This window comes from Bacillus sp. PAMC28571 (assembly GCF_014250435.1).
Classification (GTDB): domain Bacteria; phylum Bacillota; class Bacilli; order Bacillales; family Bacillaceae; genus Bacillus; species Bacillus safensis.
On record NZ_CP060191.1, the window covers coordinates 1,407,010 to 1,423,878 of the forward strand.

The 16,869-nt window shown below is 42.0% G+C and carries 15 protein-coding genes; all 15 read left to right on the forward strand.

The features are described from left to right. Positions 1-123 precede the first annotated feature (123 nt). The 15 genes from rpsO to H7F25_RS07025 all read left to right on the forward strand — a co-directional run bounded on the left by rpsO (position 124) and on the right by H7F25_RS07025 (position 16,755). The gene (gene rpsO / locus H7F25_RS06955) at positions 124-393 is read left to right on the forward strand and encodes a 30S ribosomal protein S15 (protein ID WP_008354438.1); all 270 of its coding nucleotides are present in this window, start codon (positions 124-126) and stop codon (positions 391-393) included. A gap of 181 nt (positions 394-574) precedes the next feature. Next, positions 575-2,692, forward strand: a complete 2,118-nt coding sequence (gene pnp / locus H7F25_RS06960; protein ID WP_024424134.1) for a polyribonucleotide nucleotidyltransferase — start codon at positions 575-577, stop codon at positions 2,690-2,692. Positions 2,693-2,816: 124 nt separating this feature from the next. Continuing rightward, complete coding sequence (locus H7F25_RS06965) at positions 2,817-3,770, forward strand: polysaccharide deacetylase family protein (RefSeq protein ID WP_172881507.1); 954 nt, start codon at positions 2,817-2,819, stop codon at positions 3,768-3,770. A gap of 33 nt (positions 3,771-3,803) precedes the next feature. Beyond that, on the forward strand, positions 3,804-5,033 hold the full coding sequence (locus H7F25_RS06970; protein ID WP_025092599.1) for a M16 family metallopeptidase: 1,230 nt from the start codon (positions 3,804-3,806) through the stop codon (positions 5,031-5,033). A 72-nt stretch (positions 5,034-5,105) separates the two neighbouring features. Next, complete coding sequence (locus H7F25_RS06975) at positions 5,106-6,029, forward strand: aminoglycoside phosphotransferase family protein (protein WP_024424131.1); 924 nt, start codon at positions 5,106-5,108, stop codon at positions 6,027-6,029. A gap of 71 nt (positions 6,030-6,100) precedes the next feature. Next, positions 6,101-6,370, forward strand: a complete 270-nt coding sequence (locus tag H7F25_RS06980) for a YlmC/YmxH family sporulation protein (protein WP_185854406.1) — start codon at positions 6,101-6,103, stop codon at positions 6,368-6,370. Between the two features lie 125 nt (positions 6,371-6,495). Beyond that, on the forward strand, positions 6,496-7,398 hold the full coding sequence (gene dpaA / locus H7F25_RS06985) for a dipicolinic acid synthetase subunit A (protein ID WP_185854407.1): 903 nt from the start codon (positions 6,496-6,498) through the stop codon (positions 7,396-7,398). Next, positions 7,395-7,988 (forward strand): dipicolinate synthase subunit B, encoded by a 594-nt coding sequence (dpaB, locus tag H7F25_RS06990; RefSeq protein WP_044330547.1) that lies wholly within the window; start codon positions 7,395-7,397, stop codon positions 7,986-7,988. The genes dpaA and dpaB overlap by 4 nt, the downstream gene beginning before the upstream one ends. A gap of 139 nt (positions 7,989-8,127) precedes the next feature. Beyond that, positions 8,128-9,147: an aspartate-semialdehyde dehydrogenase gene (gene asd, locus H7F25_RS06995; protein ID WP_024427010.1), complete on the forward strand. Its 1,020-nt coding sequence runs from the start codon at positions 8,128-8,130 to the stop codon at positions 9,145-9,147. A gap of 92 nt (positions 9,148-9,239) precedes the next feature. Next, complete coding sequence (gene dapG, locus H7F25_RS07000; RefSeq protein ID WP_034281880.1) at positions 9,240-10,454, forward strand: aspartate kinase; 1,215 nt, start codon at positions 9,240-9,242, stop codon at positions 10,452-10,454. 30 nt (positions 10,455-10,484) lie between these two features. Next, positions 10,485-11,351, forward strand: coding sequence for a 4-hydroxy-tetrahydrodipicolinate synthase (dapA, locus tag H7F25_RS07005; protein WP_024427012.1), 867 nt, complete (start codon positions 10,485-10,487; stop codon positions 11,349-11,351). 171 nt (positions 11,352-11,522) lie between these two features. Continuing rightward, positions 11,523-13,190, forward strand: a complete 1,668-nt coding sequence (gene rnjB, locus H7F25_RS07010; RefSeq protein WP_012010007.1) for a ribonuclease J2 — start codon at positions 11,523-11,525, stop codon at positions 13,188-13,190. Positions 13,191-13,310: 120 nt separating this feature from the next. Next, a complete protein-coding gene (locus tag H7F25_RS07015; RefSeq protein ID WP_024424124.1) occupies positions 13,311-14,039 on the forward strand; it encodes a ClpP family protease in 729 nt (242 codons plus the stop codon). Next, entirely contained in the window at positions 14,036-14,272 is a 237-nt protein-coding gene (locus H7F25_RS07020) for a YlzJ-like family protein (RefSeq protein WP_008344712.1), read from the forward strand. Before H7F25_RS07015 ends, H7F25_RS07020 begins: the two co-directional genes overlap by 4 nt. A 110-nt stretch (positions 14,273-14,382) precedes the next feature. Continuing rightward, a complete protein-coding gene (locus H7F25_RS07025) occupies positions 14,383-16,755 on the forward strand; it encodes an FtsK/SpoIIIE family DNA translocase (RefSeq protein ID WP_122631378.1) in 2,373 nt (790 codons plus the stop codon). Positions 16,756-16,869: the final 114 nt, after the last annotated feature.

The following is a 16,869-nucleotide window of genomic DNA, read 5'->3' on the forward strand; positions in this document are numbered from 1 at the left end:
TTGCAAATTTAGCATATTTTTAGTATGATTATTCCTGTAGCTTTAAAACCACTTACTTGGCAGGCCGACTTCACCGACGGCTGCGAGGTAGATGGGGCTAACATGATTTGGAGGTGAAACAGGATGGCAATTACTCAAGAGCGTAAAACGCAATTAATTAATGAGTTCAAAACACACGAATCTGATACTGGATCTCCAGAAGTTCAGATCGCTGTCCTAACAGAATCAATTAACAACTTGAACGAGCATTTACGTACTCATAAGAAAGATCACCACTCACGTCGCGGTCTTTTGAAAATGGTAGGTAGACGTCGTAATCTTCTTACGTATCTACGTAATAAAGACGTAACTCGTTACCGTGAGTTAATTAACAAACTAGGCTTACGTCGATAATCGTAAAAAGCGGGAGGATTCCCGCTTTTTTATCGTATAATCACTAATATTTTATGGTTAAAATGTTGAAAGAATGGCAAATACCCTTCTACATACAGCTTTCACATTGATATGTGAAAATCATTTTGTTCATAATAAGAACTAACTAAAATTTTACGATAAGAGAGGAGTTTATCTCAGAATGGGACAAGAGAAACATGTCTTCACCATAGACTGGGCTGGACGTCAACTGACAGTTGAAACTGGCCAGCTTGCAAAGCAAGCAAACGGAGCGGTCCTCGTACGCTACGGAGATACGGCTGTGCTTAGCTCAGCAACAGCTTCTAAAGAACCAAAACCACTTGATTTCTTCCCGCTCACTGTGAACTACGAAGAAAGACTATACGCAGTAGGTAAAATTCCTGGCGGCTTCATTAAAAGAGAAGGCCGTCCAAGTGAAAAGGCTATCCTTGCGAGCCGCTTAATTGACAGACCAATTCGTCCGCTGTTTGCAGATGGATTTAGAAACGAAGTACAAGTCATTAGTATCGTCATGAGTGTGGATCAAGATTGTTCATCTGAAATGGCTGCAATGTTTGGCTCATCTTTAGCTTTATGTGTGTCTGACATTCCATTTGAGGGACCAATCGCCGGCGTTACAGTAGGACGAGTGGATGGAAAGCTGATCATTAACCCAAATGTGGAGCAGCTTGAACAAAGTGACATCAATCTTGTGGTTGCCGGAACAAAAGATGCGATCAACATGGTAGAAGCTGGTGCTGATGAAGTACCGGAAGAGACAATGCTTGAAGCGATCATGTACGGTCACCAAGAGATTAAACGCTTAATCGAATTCCAAGAAGAAATTGTGAAGGCAGTCGGTAAAGAAAAAATCGATATTCCTTTATATGAAGTAGATCAAACGTTAGCAGACGAAGTAAAAGCACTTGCTGAAGCTGACCTGCTGAAAGCGATTCAAGTACATGAGAAGCATGCGCGTGAGGATGCAATCAGTGCTGTGAAAAAAGCTGTAGTTGAGAAGTTTGAAGCAGAAGAACGTGACGAAGCAACGATTAAACAAGCAAAAGATGTATTAAACAAGCTTGTCAAAAACGAAGTTCGCCGTCTGATCACTGAAGAGAAAGTACGTCCAGATGGACGCGGCGTAGATCAAATCCGTCCACTTTCTTCAGAAGTAGGACTTCTGCCAAGAACGCACGGTTCAGGCCTATTTACAAGAGGACAAACACAGGCCCTCAGTATTTGTACATTAGGTGCACTTGGCGATGTGCAAATTCTTGATGGTCTAGGTGTTGAAGAATCAAAACGCTTCATGCACCATTACAACTTCCCGCAATTCAGTGTTGGTGAGACAGGTCCAATGCGCGGTCCAGGCCGTCGTGAGATCGGACATGGTGCACTAGGTGAACGTGCACTAGAACCAGTCATTCCATCCGAAAAAGATTTCCCTTATACGGTTCGCCTCGTTTCAGAGGTATTAGAATCTAACGGATCTACTTCACAAGCAAGTATCTGCGCAAGCACACTTGCGATGATGGATGCGGGTGTTCCAATTAAAGCACCAGTTGCAGGGATTGCAATGGGACTTGTGAAATCTGGGGAATACTACACAGTGCTGACAGACATTCAAGGAATGGAAGATGCACTTGGAGATATGGACTTTAAAGTGGCAGGTACATCAAAAGGTGTCACAGCCCTTCAAATGGACATCAAAATCGATGGCTTGTCAAAAGACATCTTAGAAGAGGCTCTTCAACAAGCGAAAAAAGGAAGAATGGAAATCTTAGACAGCATGCTGTCAACGATTCCTGCTTCTAGAGGAGAATTGTCTCGTTATGCACCAAAAATCTTAACGATGACAATCAATCCGGATAAAATTCGCGATGTCATTGGACCAAGCGGTAAACAAATCAATAAAATTATTGAAGATACCGGTGTGAAAATCGATATTGAACAAGATGGTACAATCTTTATTTCTTCTACAGAAGAAGATATGAACCAAAAAGCGAAGAAAATCATTGAAGATCTTGTGAGAGAAGTTGAAGTAGGACAGCTTTACTTAGGTAAAGTCAAACGCATTGAAAAATTCGGTGCCTTCCTTGAAATCTTCAGTGGAAAAGATGGACTTGTTCATATTTCTGAGCTTGCGCTTGAGCGTGTGGGCAAAGTAGAAGATGTCGTGAAACTTGGCGATGAATTACTTGTCAAAGTCACTGAAATCGATAAACAAGGCCGTGTGAACCTTTCTCGGAAAGCTGTTTTACGTGAAGAAAAGGAAAAAGAAGAAAAGCAGTCTTAATGAGATCAAATAAAATGTGTTAGAAGCCAGGTATCCGTGCCAGGCTTCTTTCTTTTCTTGCGCTAACAATAGTTCTAGCTTGTTTCTCCCCGTCATAATTTGTGGTAAAGGGGAGGGACAACCATTGAAAAAAACGTTACCATTCATTGTGTTTGTATTTTTACTGCTCGTGTCATATCAAACGATGAAGCAGCCGGCTGCTGTTACATATATTGAATCAATGAAAGAGCATGCCGAGGTTGCATCTGTTTCAAAAGATATTTTATTTCAGGAAATTGAATCGAAGTCTTCTGACTATGAAGTAAAGGCGCAAAATGCTAAGATTGATAAAGTGTGGAAAAAGATGCCTGGCTTAAATGGACAGACAGTTGATATCGATGCCTCTTATGAAAAAATGAAGAAACAGGGGTCATTCGATGAAAAGCTGCTTGTTTTTAATGAAACAAAACCATCTATTCATTTACATGAGCTTGGTGCAGAGCCCATTTATAAGGGACATCCAGATAAAAAAATGAATGCATTCCTCATCAACGTAGCTTGGGGTGACGAGCATTTAATCAACATGTTAAAGACGCTGGAAAAGCATCAAGTCAAGGCGACCTTTTTCTTAGAAGGCAAATGGGTGAAAAATAGCACAGAGCTTGCTAAAAAAATCGTGGCAGATGGTCATGAAATTGGAAATCATTCATACAATCACCCAGATATGCGCACACTGACAAGAGAACGAGCATTAGAGCAGATAACGAAAACAAATCGCCAAATTGAAGAATCCCTTGGGAAGAAACCAAAATGGTTTGCGCCTCCAAGCGGCAGCTTTAAAGAAGAAACAGTCAAGCTTGCCAAACAAGAAGGCATGGAAACCATTATGTGGACAGTAGACACCATCGACTGGCAAAAACCATCCCCGGCTATTTTACAAAAGCGGGTGCTTGGGAAAATTCACAATGGGGCGATGATATTAATGCATCCAACAGATGCAACAGCGAAAAGTCTTGACGCACTTATCACTCAAATCAAGGAAAGAGGATATGAATTAGGGACGGTTTCTGACCTCCTAAGTGAAAAAAGACATCCGTGATGCGATCTGTTTGTTGAATAGGAGGAGCAAAACTTGGTCAAAACGTATACATGCCAAAACGGAGTAAGAATTGTACTCGAAAACAATCCCACTGTAAGGTCTGTCGCAATTGGCGTTTGGATTGGAACAGGCTCTAGACATGAGACACCTGAAATTAATGGGATCTCACACTTTTTAGAGCATATGTTCTTTAAAGGGACAAAGACAAGATCTGCACGTGATATCGCAGAATCCTTTGACCGCATTGGTGGTCAAGTGAATGCCTTTACATCAAAAGAATACACTTGCTACTATGCGAAGGTGCTTGATTCACATGCTGGCTACGCCCTCGATGTATTAAGCGACATGTTCTTTCATTCTGCTTTTGATGAAGAAGAGCTGAAAAAAGAAAAAAATGTGGTGTACGAAGAAATTAAAATGTATGAGGATACTCCTGATGACATCGTTCATGATTTATTAAGCAAAGCCATTTATGGTGATCATTCATTAGGATATCCGATTTTAGGAACAGAGGAAACACTCTCTACCTTTAACGGAGACTCACTTAGAAAATATATGGATGAATTCTACACACCGGACCGCGTCGTAATCTCTGTTGCAGGGAACGTAGATGAGACCTTTATTCGTGAGGTTGAAAAGCTGTTCGGTTCTTATGAAGGAAAAGGGAAAAAGCAGCCTGTAGAAGCTCCAGCATTTCATTATGACAAGCTCACACGCAAAAAGGAAACGGAACAAGCGCACCTATGCCTTGGCTTTAATGGTCTTCCAGCTGGAGATAAGGGCATCTATGACTTAATCGTCTTAAATAATGTTCTTGGCGGAAGCATGAGCAGCCGATTATTCCAAGATGTAAGAGAGGACAAAGGACTTGCTTATTCCGTCTTCAGCTATCACAGTTCATTTGCAGATAATGGAATGCTGACGATTTATGGCGGGACTGGAGCCAAGCAGCTAAACCTGCTCTCTGAGACCATCTTACAAACATTAGACGTCTTAAAGCGTGAGGGAATCACGCAGAAAGAACTAGAGAACTCTAAGGAGCAAATGAAAGGCAACCTTATGCTCAGCCTTGAAAGCACAAACAGCAAAATGAGCCGAAACGGTAAAAATGAACTGCTCCTTGGCAAACATCGGACACTCGATGAAATTATTGATGAAATCAACAGCGTCACATTAGATGGCGTAAATAACTTATCTAAACGCATCTTTACAGAAGATTATGCGCTCTCGCTTATTAGTCCGACGGGTGATCAGCCATCATAATGTAAACAACACGGCAGACTCAAAAAAGTCTGCCGTTTTATTGTAGGTAAAGAAGAAAGGGGTTCTGCTTTCATGGAACATGAAAAGCTGAAACAGCTCTCTCCACTTCTGACACAAGCTATTTCTTTCCAAGCCATGACATCTGGTTTTTCGGGAGATCGCACCTTTTTGGTTACAATATCATCTAGTGAAAAGCTGGTGCTTAAGTTATCAGACATTCAAACGTATTCGCGCTATAAAAGAAAAGCATCATTTCAGCGGAAGTTAAAAGATCGAGGGATTCTTTGTTCTGAAGTGATTGAGATTGGAATGAGTGCTGAACTAAACTGTACCTATCGTATTTTCTCCTTTATCGAAGGCGAGAATGCTAGAGACTCCATCCATCTACTTACAAATGAAGAGCAGTATGAAATCGGGAGGCGGGCAGCCAGAGAGCTAAGTTTGATGCATACATGCCGTGCACCTTCTCATGTTCGTCCGTGGGATGAGAAAGTCATGGCAAAACATGAACGGTATGTACATGCCTATCAATCAAGTGGCGTGACGTTTTCCAATGATCAGTTTGTATTAGATTTTATCAAGTCGAATGTTGATGCGGTAAAAGAGAGGCCTAACCAGTTCCAGCATGATGATTTTCATTTAGGGAATATCATCATACAAGGTAATCAATATGCCGGTGTGATTGATTTCGATCAATCCGACTGGGGCGACCCGGTTCATGACTTTTATAAATTGTCCTTATTTAGTCGAGAAAGCAGCATTCCGTTCTCAGCTGGACAACTGGATCAATACGTGAGTACGCAGTCCACTAACGATTTTTGGCTTCTTTTTTCCATCTATACAGCAATGAGCTGCTTTTCATCTATCATCTGGACGCTTTCCTATGATCCGGGACATGTAAAAGACATGGTGAAACGAGTGGAGAGAATGCTAAAAGATCATAATTGCTTTCATCAACTTAAGCCTGTTTGGTATACCAACTCACATCATACATAACTTGAAAAGAGCAGGACGGTCTATTTCTTTCTTTTGCTGCATATATGATACGGAAGGGGAGTGATGCGATTTTGAGGCTGAGTGAACTGTCAGGAAAAGAGATCGTCGATATTAAAAGAGCGGAGCGGCTGGGCGTGCTTGGACAAACCGACCTTGAAATCAATGAACAGGACGGTCAAATTACAGCACTCATTATACCTTCCGTGAAGTGGTTTGGCTTTCGAAAACAAGGAAATGACATCCGCGTCCCGTGGAATCACATTCAAAAAATAGGATCAGATATGATCATTCTCGATGTGCCTGAAGAACTTCAGCCGCACGTAGAAAAAGAGCACCCATAATAATGGGTGCTCTTTTTCTTTTCTCTCTCTGATTCGTTCACAGGCTGAATCCTCTCCTCATATGCTGAAAGGGAGATTCAGAAAATATTACAGACTTTTTTAAATAAAGAAGGTGAACGGTCAGTATGTTGAGCGGTTTAACGGTTGCGGTGATCGGGGGAGATGCAAGACAGCTTGAAATTATTCGCAAGTTGTCACAGCAGCATGCCAAAGTATTTTTGGTTGGATTTGACCAGCTGGATCATGGATTTATCGGTGCTGAAAAGCTGAAAATGTCTGAACTTCCATTCGAACAAGTAGACAGTATGATCCTGCCAGTATCTGGGACAACGGATGAAGGTGCTGTTGCTACCGTTTTTTCAAACGAGCAGGTCTTGCTGGAAGCTAAATATTTAGAAAGAACCCCAGCCCATTGTATCTTGTACTCAGGTATTTCAAATACGTACTTAGACAATCTGGCAAAGCAGGTGAACCGGAAGCTTGTGAAGCTGTTTGAGCGAGATGATATTGCCATATATAACTCTATTCCAACAGTTGAAGGAATTATCATGATGGCCATTCAGCAAACGGACTATACGATTCACGGGTCTCATGTCGCTGTTCTCGGACTTGGAAGAACAGGACTCACCATTGCCCGCACATTTCGGGCACTAGGGGCAGACGTAAAAGTAGGGGCGGCAGACACAGCACATTTAGCGCGGGCATTTGAGATGGGGCTTAATCCATTTTCAATGGACCAGTTAAAAGAAGAAGTAACGGATGTTGATATTATCATCAATACCATTCCAAGTCTTGTATTAGATTCATCTGTCATCGTCAGCATGACACCAAAGACACTCATTTTGGATATCGCCTCACGCCCAGGCGGAACAGACTTTGACTTTGCACAAAAGCACGGAGTGAAGGCACTTCTTGCACCAGGACTCCCGGGGATTGTTGCACCAAAAACAGCAGGACAAATCATTGCAAAAGTGCTTTCCGGGCTTTTATGTGAACTTGCGGAGGAAAAAAGGGGGATGAGATCATGACAACATTAAAAGGGAAAAGAATCGGCTTTGGTTTAACAGGTTCCCACTGTACGTATGAAGCTGTTTTTCCGCAAATCGAATCGCTTGTAAAAGAAGGGGCAGAGGTGCGTCCAGTGGTGTCGTACACGGTGCAGAGCACGAATACGAGATTTGGAGATGGAGCCGAGTGGATCGAGCGGATTGAGAAGCTGACTGGATTTCAAGCGATTGACTCAATCGTGAAAGCAGAGCCGCTCGGACCTAAGCTGCCGCTTGATTGTATGGTCATTGCTCCTTTAACTGGTAACTCGATGGCGAAATTTGCAAATGCCATGACAGACAGTCCTGTTTTAATGGCTGCTAAAGCAACCATACGGAATCATCGACCAGTCGTTTTAGGTATCTCAACAAATGATGCGTTAGGTTTAAATGGTACAAATCTGATGAGGCTGATGTCGACAAAGAATATTTTCTTTATTCCGTTTGGTCAGGATGATCCATTCAAAAAACCGACCTCGATGGTCGCGAACATGGATCTGCTATCTCAAACAGTAGAAGAGGCACTCCAGCATAGACAAATTCAGCCAATTTTAATTGGACCAAACGAATAATAGATTCACTAGAAAATCATGAAAGATTCAAAAAAGATGCTTCAAGCCTTGCTTTTCTATGGTAAAATAAAATGTAAAAAGTCATAGGATGGCCATCCGAAAGAAAAGAATCATGGATGGGTCGGAAGGAGTTTTACTGATGGGAAGAGGATTGCATGTAGCTGTAGTTGGAGCGACTGGAGCTGTCGGTCAACAAATGTTAAAAACACTAGCTGACAGAGATTTTGAAATGGATACACTTACTCTACTATCCTCAAAACGTTCTGCTGGAACAAAAGTGACATTCAGAGGTCAAGAGTACACTGTTCAGGAAGCAACACCTGAAAGCTTTGAAGGAGTGAACATCGCATTATTCAGTGCTGGAGGAAATGTTTCTAAAGCGCTGGCTCCTGAAGCAGTCAAACGAGGTGCGATTGTTGTTGACAACACAAGTGCTTTTCGTATGGACGAAAACATCCCTCTTGTCGTACCAGAGGTAAACGAAAAAGATTTGCATGATCATCAAGGGATCATTGCAAACCCTAACTGTTCAACGATTCAAATGGTAGCGGCATTAGAACCGCTTCGTCAGGCATATGGAATGAAAAAAGTCATTGTCTCTACGTATCAAGCAGTATCAGGTGCGGGACATGAAGCCATTGACGAACTATACAGCCAATCACAAGCCATTTTAAATAAAGAGGATGTAACACCAGAAGTCATGCCTTATCAAATTGCATTTAATGCGATCCCGCAAATTGATAAATTCCAAGACAACGGTTATACATTCGAAGAAATGAAAATGATCAACGAAACGAAAAAAATCATGCATATGCCTGAGCTGGAAGTAGCGGCAACATGCGTAAGGCTTCCAATTGAAACAGGCCATTCAGAATCTGTCTACGTCGAACTAGAATCAAATGATGCAACAGTGGAAGACCTCAAATCAATTCTAAAAGATGCACCAGGAATTACGCTGCAAGATGATCCGTCTCAGCAAATTTATCCAATGCCTGCAGATGCTGTTGGGAAAAACGACGTATTTGTCGGCCGCATTCGGAAAGATTTGGACCGTCCAAACGGGTTCCATATGTGGATTGTATCTGATAACCTGCTTAAAGGCGCTGCATGGAACTCAGTTCAAATTGCAGAAAGCTTAAAAGCATTAAAATTAGTTTAACATTCAATGGATGATGAGGACGAACAGAAGAGAGTTAGGCATCTTTCGCCTGCTCTCTTCTGTTACGTCAGAATGAACTTGGAGTGAAAACAGTGAAAATAATTGTCCAAAAATTTGGCGGTACATCTGTCAAAGATGATCAAGGTAGAAAAAGGGCACTTGCACATATCTTATCTGCAAAAGAGAAAGGCTATAAGTCGGTTGTTGTCGTTTCTGCAATGGGACGAAAAGGTGATCCCTATGCGACAGATACGCTGCTTGGTCTGCTTTACGGCAGCGCGCAGCATATGACAAATCGAGAAAAAGACTTGCTTGTTTCCTGCGGAGAGAATATCTCAGCTGTTGTGTTTTCAAGTATGCTGAATGAAAATGGGCTAAAGGCTGTAGCGATGACTGGAGCTCAGGCGGGCTTTGTGACAGATAAGGAGCATACAAGTGCGAAAATTATTGACATGAAGTGCGAACGTCTTGAGGCAGCACTCTCTGAACATGATGTTGTCGTTGTCGCTGGGTTCCAGGGAGCTGCGAAAAATGGAGACGTGACAACAATCGGACGAGGTGGCAGTGATACGTCCGCTGCTGCTTTAGGCGCTGCATTGCAGGCAGACTTTATTGATATTTTTACAGATGTAGAAGGCGTTATGACAGCAGACCCCCGCATTGTTGAAAATGCAAAACCGCTGAGAGTCGTGACATATACGGAAATTTGCAACCTCGCATATCAAGGGGCAAAAGTCATTCACCCGCGAGCTGTCGAAATTGCGATGCAGGCAAAAGTACCAATGAGGGTCCGTTCAACATACTCTGATGATGAGGGCACACTCGTTACATCACACTACTCCGATAAAATGAGCCATGATGTGTATGACCGCCTCATTACGGGTATTGCACATGTCAATGATGTGACACAAATCAAAGTCCCTGCAAAAGAAGGTCAGTACAGCGTACAAACAGAGGTCTTCAAAGCAATGGCAAACGCACAAATCAGTGTCGACTTCTTCAACATCACACCGAGTGAAATTGTGTATACAGTGACAGGTGCAATGACTGAAAAGGCAACGTCGATCCTAAAAGATCTTGGCTATACACCAATTGTGACAACAAATTGTGCGAAAGTATCAGCTGTTGGCGCAGGCATTATGGGTGTACCAGGTGTCACATCGAAAATTGTAACGGCTCTATCCGAGCAAAACATTCCGATTTTACAATCGGCTGACAGTCATACGACCATTTGGGTGTTAGTGAATGAAGAAAACATGAGAGCGGCTGTCAATGCCCTGCACGAAGTGTTTGAACTTTCAAGATAAATGTGATTGAATCATGATGAGGTGAAAAAAATGAATTTCGGAAATATCGCAACAGCTATGATTACACCTTTTGATAAAAAGGGCAACATCGATTTCCAAAAGCTATCAATTCTCATTGATTACTTGTTAAAAAACGGCAGTGACTCCTTAGTCGTTGCAGGGACAACAGGCGAATCGCCAACTTTATCGAATGAAGAAAAAGTCGCTCTTTTTCAGCAATCGGTCAAATTAGCAAATGGTCGTTGTAAAATCATTGCAGGAACAGGCAGTAATAATACAAATGCGTCTATCAAACTAACGAAAAAAGCAGAAGAAGCGGGCGTTGATGCAGTGATGCTTGTCGTACCTTATTACAACAAGCCATCACAGGAAGGCATGTATGCACACTTTAAAGCCATTGCCGAGTCTACATCTCTTCCTGTCATGCTTTACAATGTACCAGGAAGAACGGCAGCTTCATTAGCACCAGAAACAACGATTAAGCTTGCGCAAATACCTAACATTGTTGCCATTAAAGAAGCAAGCGGCGATCTTGATGCTATGACAAAAATCATTGCAGAGACGCCAGAAGATTTCGACGTATATTCAGGGGACGACAGCTTAACACTTCCGGCTGTATCTGTTGGTGCAAAAGGAGTTGTCTCGGTTGCGTCTCATATCGTAGGACTGGATATGCAGCAAATGCTGAAAAGCTATGCTTCAGGCCAAACAGCGAATGCAGCATTGATCCACCAAAAGCTGCTTCCAATCATGAAACAGCTTTTCTCAGCACCAAATCCAACGCCTGTCAAAACAGCCCTTCAGCTGAAAGGACTAGACGTCGGATCTGTTCGACTTCCGCTTTTGCCTTTGTCAGAAGAAGAGAGACTGGATTTAAGCAGCGTTTTAAACAGCTGATCAAAACAAAAGATTTCGTAAGCGGTCATTCTCAGATGTCCCTGAGTATGACCGTTTTTTATACATAAACACTTTCTTAAAATGTGACTTCATCTTGTTTTCTAAAATTAGATTCAGTTATAATAGCATTAAGCGATGATGGACGGGCTTGAGACTAGGAGGATAAGAATTTTGAAAAAGAAAAATACAGAGAACGTAAGAATTATTGCACTCGGAGGCGTTGGAGAAATCGGAAAAAACCTATATGTCATTGAGATTGATTCGGACATATATGTAGTAGATGCAGGTTTAATGCATCCAGAAAATGAAATGCTGGGCATTGACGTCGTCATTCCTGATATCTCTTATTTAACAGAGCGTGCTGATCGGGTGAAAGCAATTTTTCTTACCCACGGACATGATGAAGCAATCGGAGGCGTATTCCATTGCTTGAGCAAATTGTCTGTACCAGTCTACGGAACGAAGCTGACCCTTGCGTTACTTCGAGAAAAATTAAAGCAGTATGGCTTCAATCAAAAAGCTGATTTGCGTGAGGTACATGCAAAATCAGTTATTACTTTTGAAACAACAAAAGTATCGTTCTTTAGAACGAATCACAGCATTCCTGATTCAGTTGGGATCAGCTTCAAAACCTCTCTTGGTTCAATCGTATGCACAGGTGATTTTAAATTTGATCAAACCCCAGCGCTTAACCAAGCCTGTGACATCGGAGAGATTGCGAAAATTGGAAACAACGGCGTTTTAGCACTACTTTCAGACAGTGCAAATGCTGAAAAACCAGGCTATACACCTTCTGAGGCGCTCGTCCAAGACGAAATCTCAAATGCGATGTACAATGCTGAAAATCGTGTGATCGTTGCTGTGTCTTCATCTAATATTAACCGCGTGCAGCAAATCATAAATGCAACAAATCAAAATGGCCGTAAGCTTGCCGTTGCAGGGAAAAATATGATGACAACCCTTCAGCTGGCGATCAAGCTTGGTTATGTTACAGCAGACGAAGAATTATTTGTACCCGTTCAAGAAGTGAAGAAAATGGCGAAAAACGACGTGGTTATCCTGACCGCTGGAAGCCACGGAGAGCCGCTTGCTGCTTTAACAAAAATGGCGAAGCAAAATCACAAACAGCTTCATATTGAAAAAGATGATACAGTTGTGATTGCATCTACACCTCTTCCTGGACAAGAACTCACATACTCTAAAACAGTGGATTTCCTTACAAGAAGCGGAGCACAAGTCATTTTTGCGCAAAAACGTGTACATGTATCTGGACATGGATGCCAAGAAGAGTTAAAGCTAATGCTGAACTTACTAAAACCGAAGTATTTAATTCCGGTGAATGGCGAATATCGTATGCAAAAAGCACATTCTCGTATTGCTGAAGAAGTAGGCATGAAACGCAGTGACATTTTCTTGATTGATAAAGGCGATGTTGTTGAGTTTAGAGGACAGAATGTCAAAATCGGTGAAAAAGTTCATCAAGGAAACATTTTGATCGATGGACTTGGCGTTGGTGATATCGGAAACATTGTGTTACGCGATAGACGTCTATTGTCTCAAGATGGCATCTTGATTGTTGTCATCACGCTTGATAAACAAAAGAAACAATTAATTTCTGGACCTGAAATCATCACAAGAGGATTTGTCTATGTAAGAGAATCCGAAGAGCTGATTGTGAAAGCAACAGAAATGGTCAAAGGGATTGTCAAAGAGCAAACGGAAAACTCAATTGTTGAATGGTCAACATTGAAACAATCCATGCGCGATGTGCTAAATCAATTCCTATATGAAAAAACAAAACGTAAGCCGATGATCATTCCAATTATTATGGAAGTGTGATGAATAAAGCCCAAAGAGTATAAGCTCTTTGGGCTTTTTTGATGTGGCATGAGGAATGCGGATGGAATATGCCCTATTTGTTCATAATAGGAGAAGAGTTTGAGGAAAGGATGGAGACAAATGGACGAAAAGAATGAACAGCAGCCTGAGCGAAAGCCAGAAGAAAAAGACAGCATTATGAGCAAAATACAGCAGCTTGGTGAAACAGCCGTTCCACAGCTGCCGCAAGATACAAATATCCATTGCCTCACCATTATTGGACAAATTGAAGGCCATATGCAGCTTCCACCGCAAAATAAAACAACCAAATACGAACATGTCATTCCACAAATCGTAGCCGTTGAACAAAACCCTAAAATAGAAGGTCTTCTGATCATCTTAAATACAGTAGGGGGAGATGTTGAAGCGGGACTTGCGATTGCAGAAATGCTTGCTTCTTTATCAAAGCCAACTGTCTCGATTGTGCTTGGCGGCGGCCACTCCATAGGTGTCCCGATTGCTGTATCGTGTGACTATTCGTATATTGCAGAAACAGCTACGATGACCATTCATCCTGTGCGTTTAACAGGTCTTGTGATTGGCGTTCCGCAAACCTTCGAATACTTAGATAAAATGCAGGAAAGAGTCATTAATTTTGTCACAAGCCACTCCAACATTACAGAAGAGAAGTTTAAAGAGCTCATGTTCTCAAAAGGCAATTTGACGAGAGACATCGGAACAAATGTCGTTGGTCATGAGGCAGCAGAATACGGACTCATGAATGAAGTGGGCGGTGTAGGACAAGCGATTAAAAAGTTGAACGAACTTATCGGAGACAGGGCATCTCAAAACGAGGGGCTGATCCAATGATTTTATATACGCCTATGCCATATGAAGCCATTTACGCTGAGGAACAGGGAGAACGCAAGCTCCAGCAGGTAAACATTCAAGGTGTGCCAGTGATGGTTGAAATGAAAGAAGATGAAGCAGAAATCGTTCAAGTCATGAGCACCAATCCAATGGATTTTCTCAATCAAGAGCTTGCACCAGGCAAGCGATTGAAGTTACATTTAGGCACCAATCAAACCGACTCATATGAATGATTCTATGCTATAATAAAGGGAAAACTTACAACAAGATGCAGCCAAAACCAGGCTACTTTCTTTCTGATCTTTCGGTAGGTTATATTTTCTTTCGTAGTAAGGTGATGAGTATGGCTAAAAAGAGAAAACGGAAAACGAGAAAAAAACAAAATAAACAGCTAAAACTGAAATATGAATTAAATGGGTTAGTCTGTATTGCCATAGCGATCATTGCCATTTTACAGCTGGGCGTTGTTGGACAAACCTTTGTACATCTATTCCGATTCTTTGCAGGTGAATGGTTCATTCTCTGCCTTATCGGATTATTTCTTTTTGGTGTGACGATTTTCTGGAAAAAACAAATCCCAGATATTTTAACAAGAAGAAAAGCAGGTCTCTACTGCATCATTGCGAGCATCTTGCTTTTGTCACATGTGAAGCTCTTTCAGCATCTTTCATCTGCTGGCGTCATTGGCTCTCAAAGTGTGATTAGAAATACATTTGAGCTTTTCTTGATGGATATGAAAGGTGAAACAGGATCGCCTGATTTAGGGGGCGGCATGATCGGAGCCGTCTTGTTCGCTGCTTCTTATTTCTTATTTGCACAAGCAGGCTCGCAAATCATGGCGATTGTTCTGATGCTGATTGGAATTGTCCTGATTACAAACCGATCCCTTCAGGAAATGGTGAAAAAAGTGACGATTCCTGTATCACAATTTATGGTGAGGCAGTGGAAAGCGTTTGTTGAAGATATGAAAGGAATCAGGCAGGCCAAAAAGAGCGCGTCCTCTCAGAAAACAGGTGAAAAGAAAAAACGTTCACGCATTCAAGAAGAAGACGAGGATGATCTGATCTTGATCGAAGAGGAAACGCCGTCTTCTGATAATAGCCAGCCGATTATTTCAAGCTTTGCAGACAGAGATGACATTCTCACCCCGACGGTTCAAAAAAAGCAGGCGGAAAAAGAGACAGCGCCTCTTCAGGACTCTGTGCAAAGTGCACCAGTTCAATCAGATACAGCCGATGAACCAAAAGAGGCGCCTCCGATGACATTTACAGAACTTGAAAACAAAGATTATGAATTGCCGTCACTTGATATTTTGGCAGAGCCTCAGCATTCAGGTCAGCAAACAGATAAGAAAAATATTTATGAAAATGCCAGAAAACTTGAAAAAACATTCCAAAGCTTTGGTGTGAAAGCAAAAGTCACACAGGTTCATTTAGGTCCAGCTGTGACCAAATATGAAGTATATCCAGATGTCGGCGTGAAGGTCAGTAAGATCGTCAATCTAAGTGATGATTTAGCCCTTGCCCTTGCAGCAAAGGACATTCGTATTGAGGCGCCGATTCCTGGTAAATCAGCCATCGGCATCGAAGTTCCGAATGCAGAAATTGCTATGGTTTCATTAAAAGAGGTATTAGAATCGAAGCAAAATGACCGTCCAAATGCCAAGCTCCTCATTGGACTAGGCCGCAATATTTCGGGTGAAGCCGTGCTTGCTGAAATGAACAAAATGCCGCATTTGCTTGTAGCAGGTTCGACTGGAAGCGGAAAAAGTGTGTGTATCAATGGTATTATTACAAGCATTCTCATGAGAGCGAAGCCTCATGAAGTGAAAATGATGATGATTGATCCGAAAATGGTTGAATTAAATGTGTATAACGGCATTCCGCATCTTTTGGCTCCTGTCGTAACAGACCCTAAGAAAGCCTCGCAGGCCCTTAAAAAAGTAGTCAGCGAAATGGAACGCCGCTATGAATTGTTTTCGCATACGGGGACAAGAAATATTGAAGGATACAATGATTACATTAAACGGATGAATCAAACAGAAGATGCTAAACAGCCAGAGCTTCCTTATATTGTTGTCATTGTAGACGAGCTTGCAGATTTAATGATGGTCGCTTCCTCTGATGTGGAAGATTCCATTACACGACTTTCTCAAATGGCTCGTGCTGCGGGAATTCATTTGATTATCGCCACACAAAGACCTTCTGTCGATGTCATTACAGGTGTCATTAAAGCCAACATCCCATCCCGCATTGCCTTTAGCGTATCCTCTCAAACAGATTCAAGGACGATCCTTGATATGGGAGGCGCAGAAAAGCTACTGGGCAGAGGGGACATGCTGTTTTTACCTGTTGGTGCAAACAAGCCGGTTCGTGTGCAAGGCGCCTTTTTATCAGATGAAGAAGTGGAACATGTTGTGGATCATGTGATCACACAGCAAAAAGCACAATACCAAGAGGAAATGATTCCGAGCGAAGAAACGCATGATCAGCTTGCGGCTGTTGAAGATGATCTATATGATGAAGCAGTAGAATTGATTATCGGCATGCAGACGGCTTCTGTTTCTATGCTGCAAAGAAGATTTCGCATCGGTTATACCCGGGCGGCACGTCTCATTGACGCAATGGAAGAGCGGGGCGTGGTAGGCCCATATGAAGGAAGTAAACCGAGAGAAGTTCTTCTCTCAAAAGAACAATATGACGAGCTCTCTTCATAAATTGAAGAGAGCTTTCCTGAAAAACAGTGAACAATAGTATGATTATGTTAACTGGATGTCAGACTATTTATTTATTTGCAAAAACATGATATAGTTATGTTCAACTTATCTCGG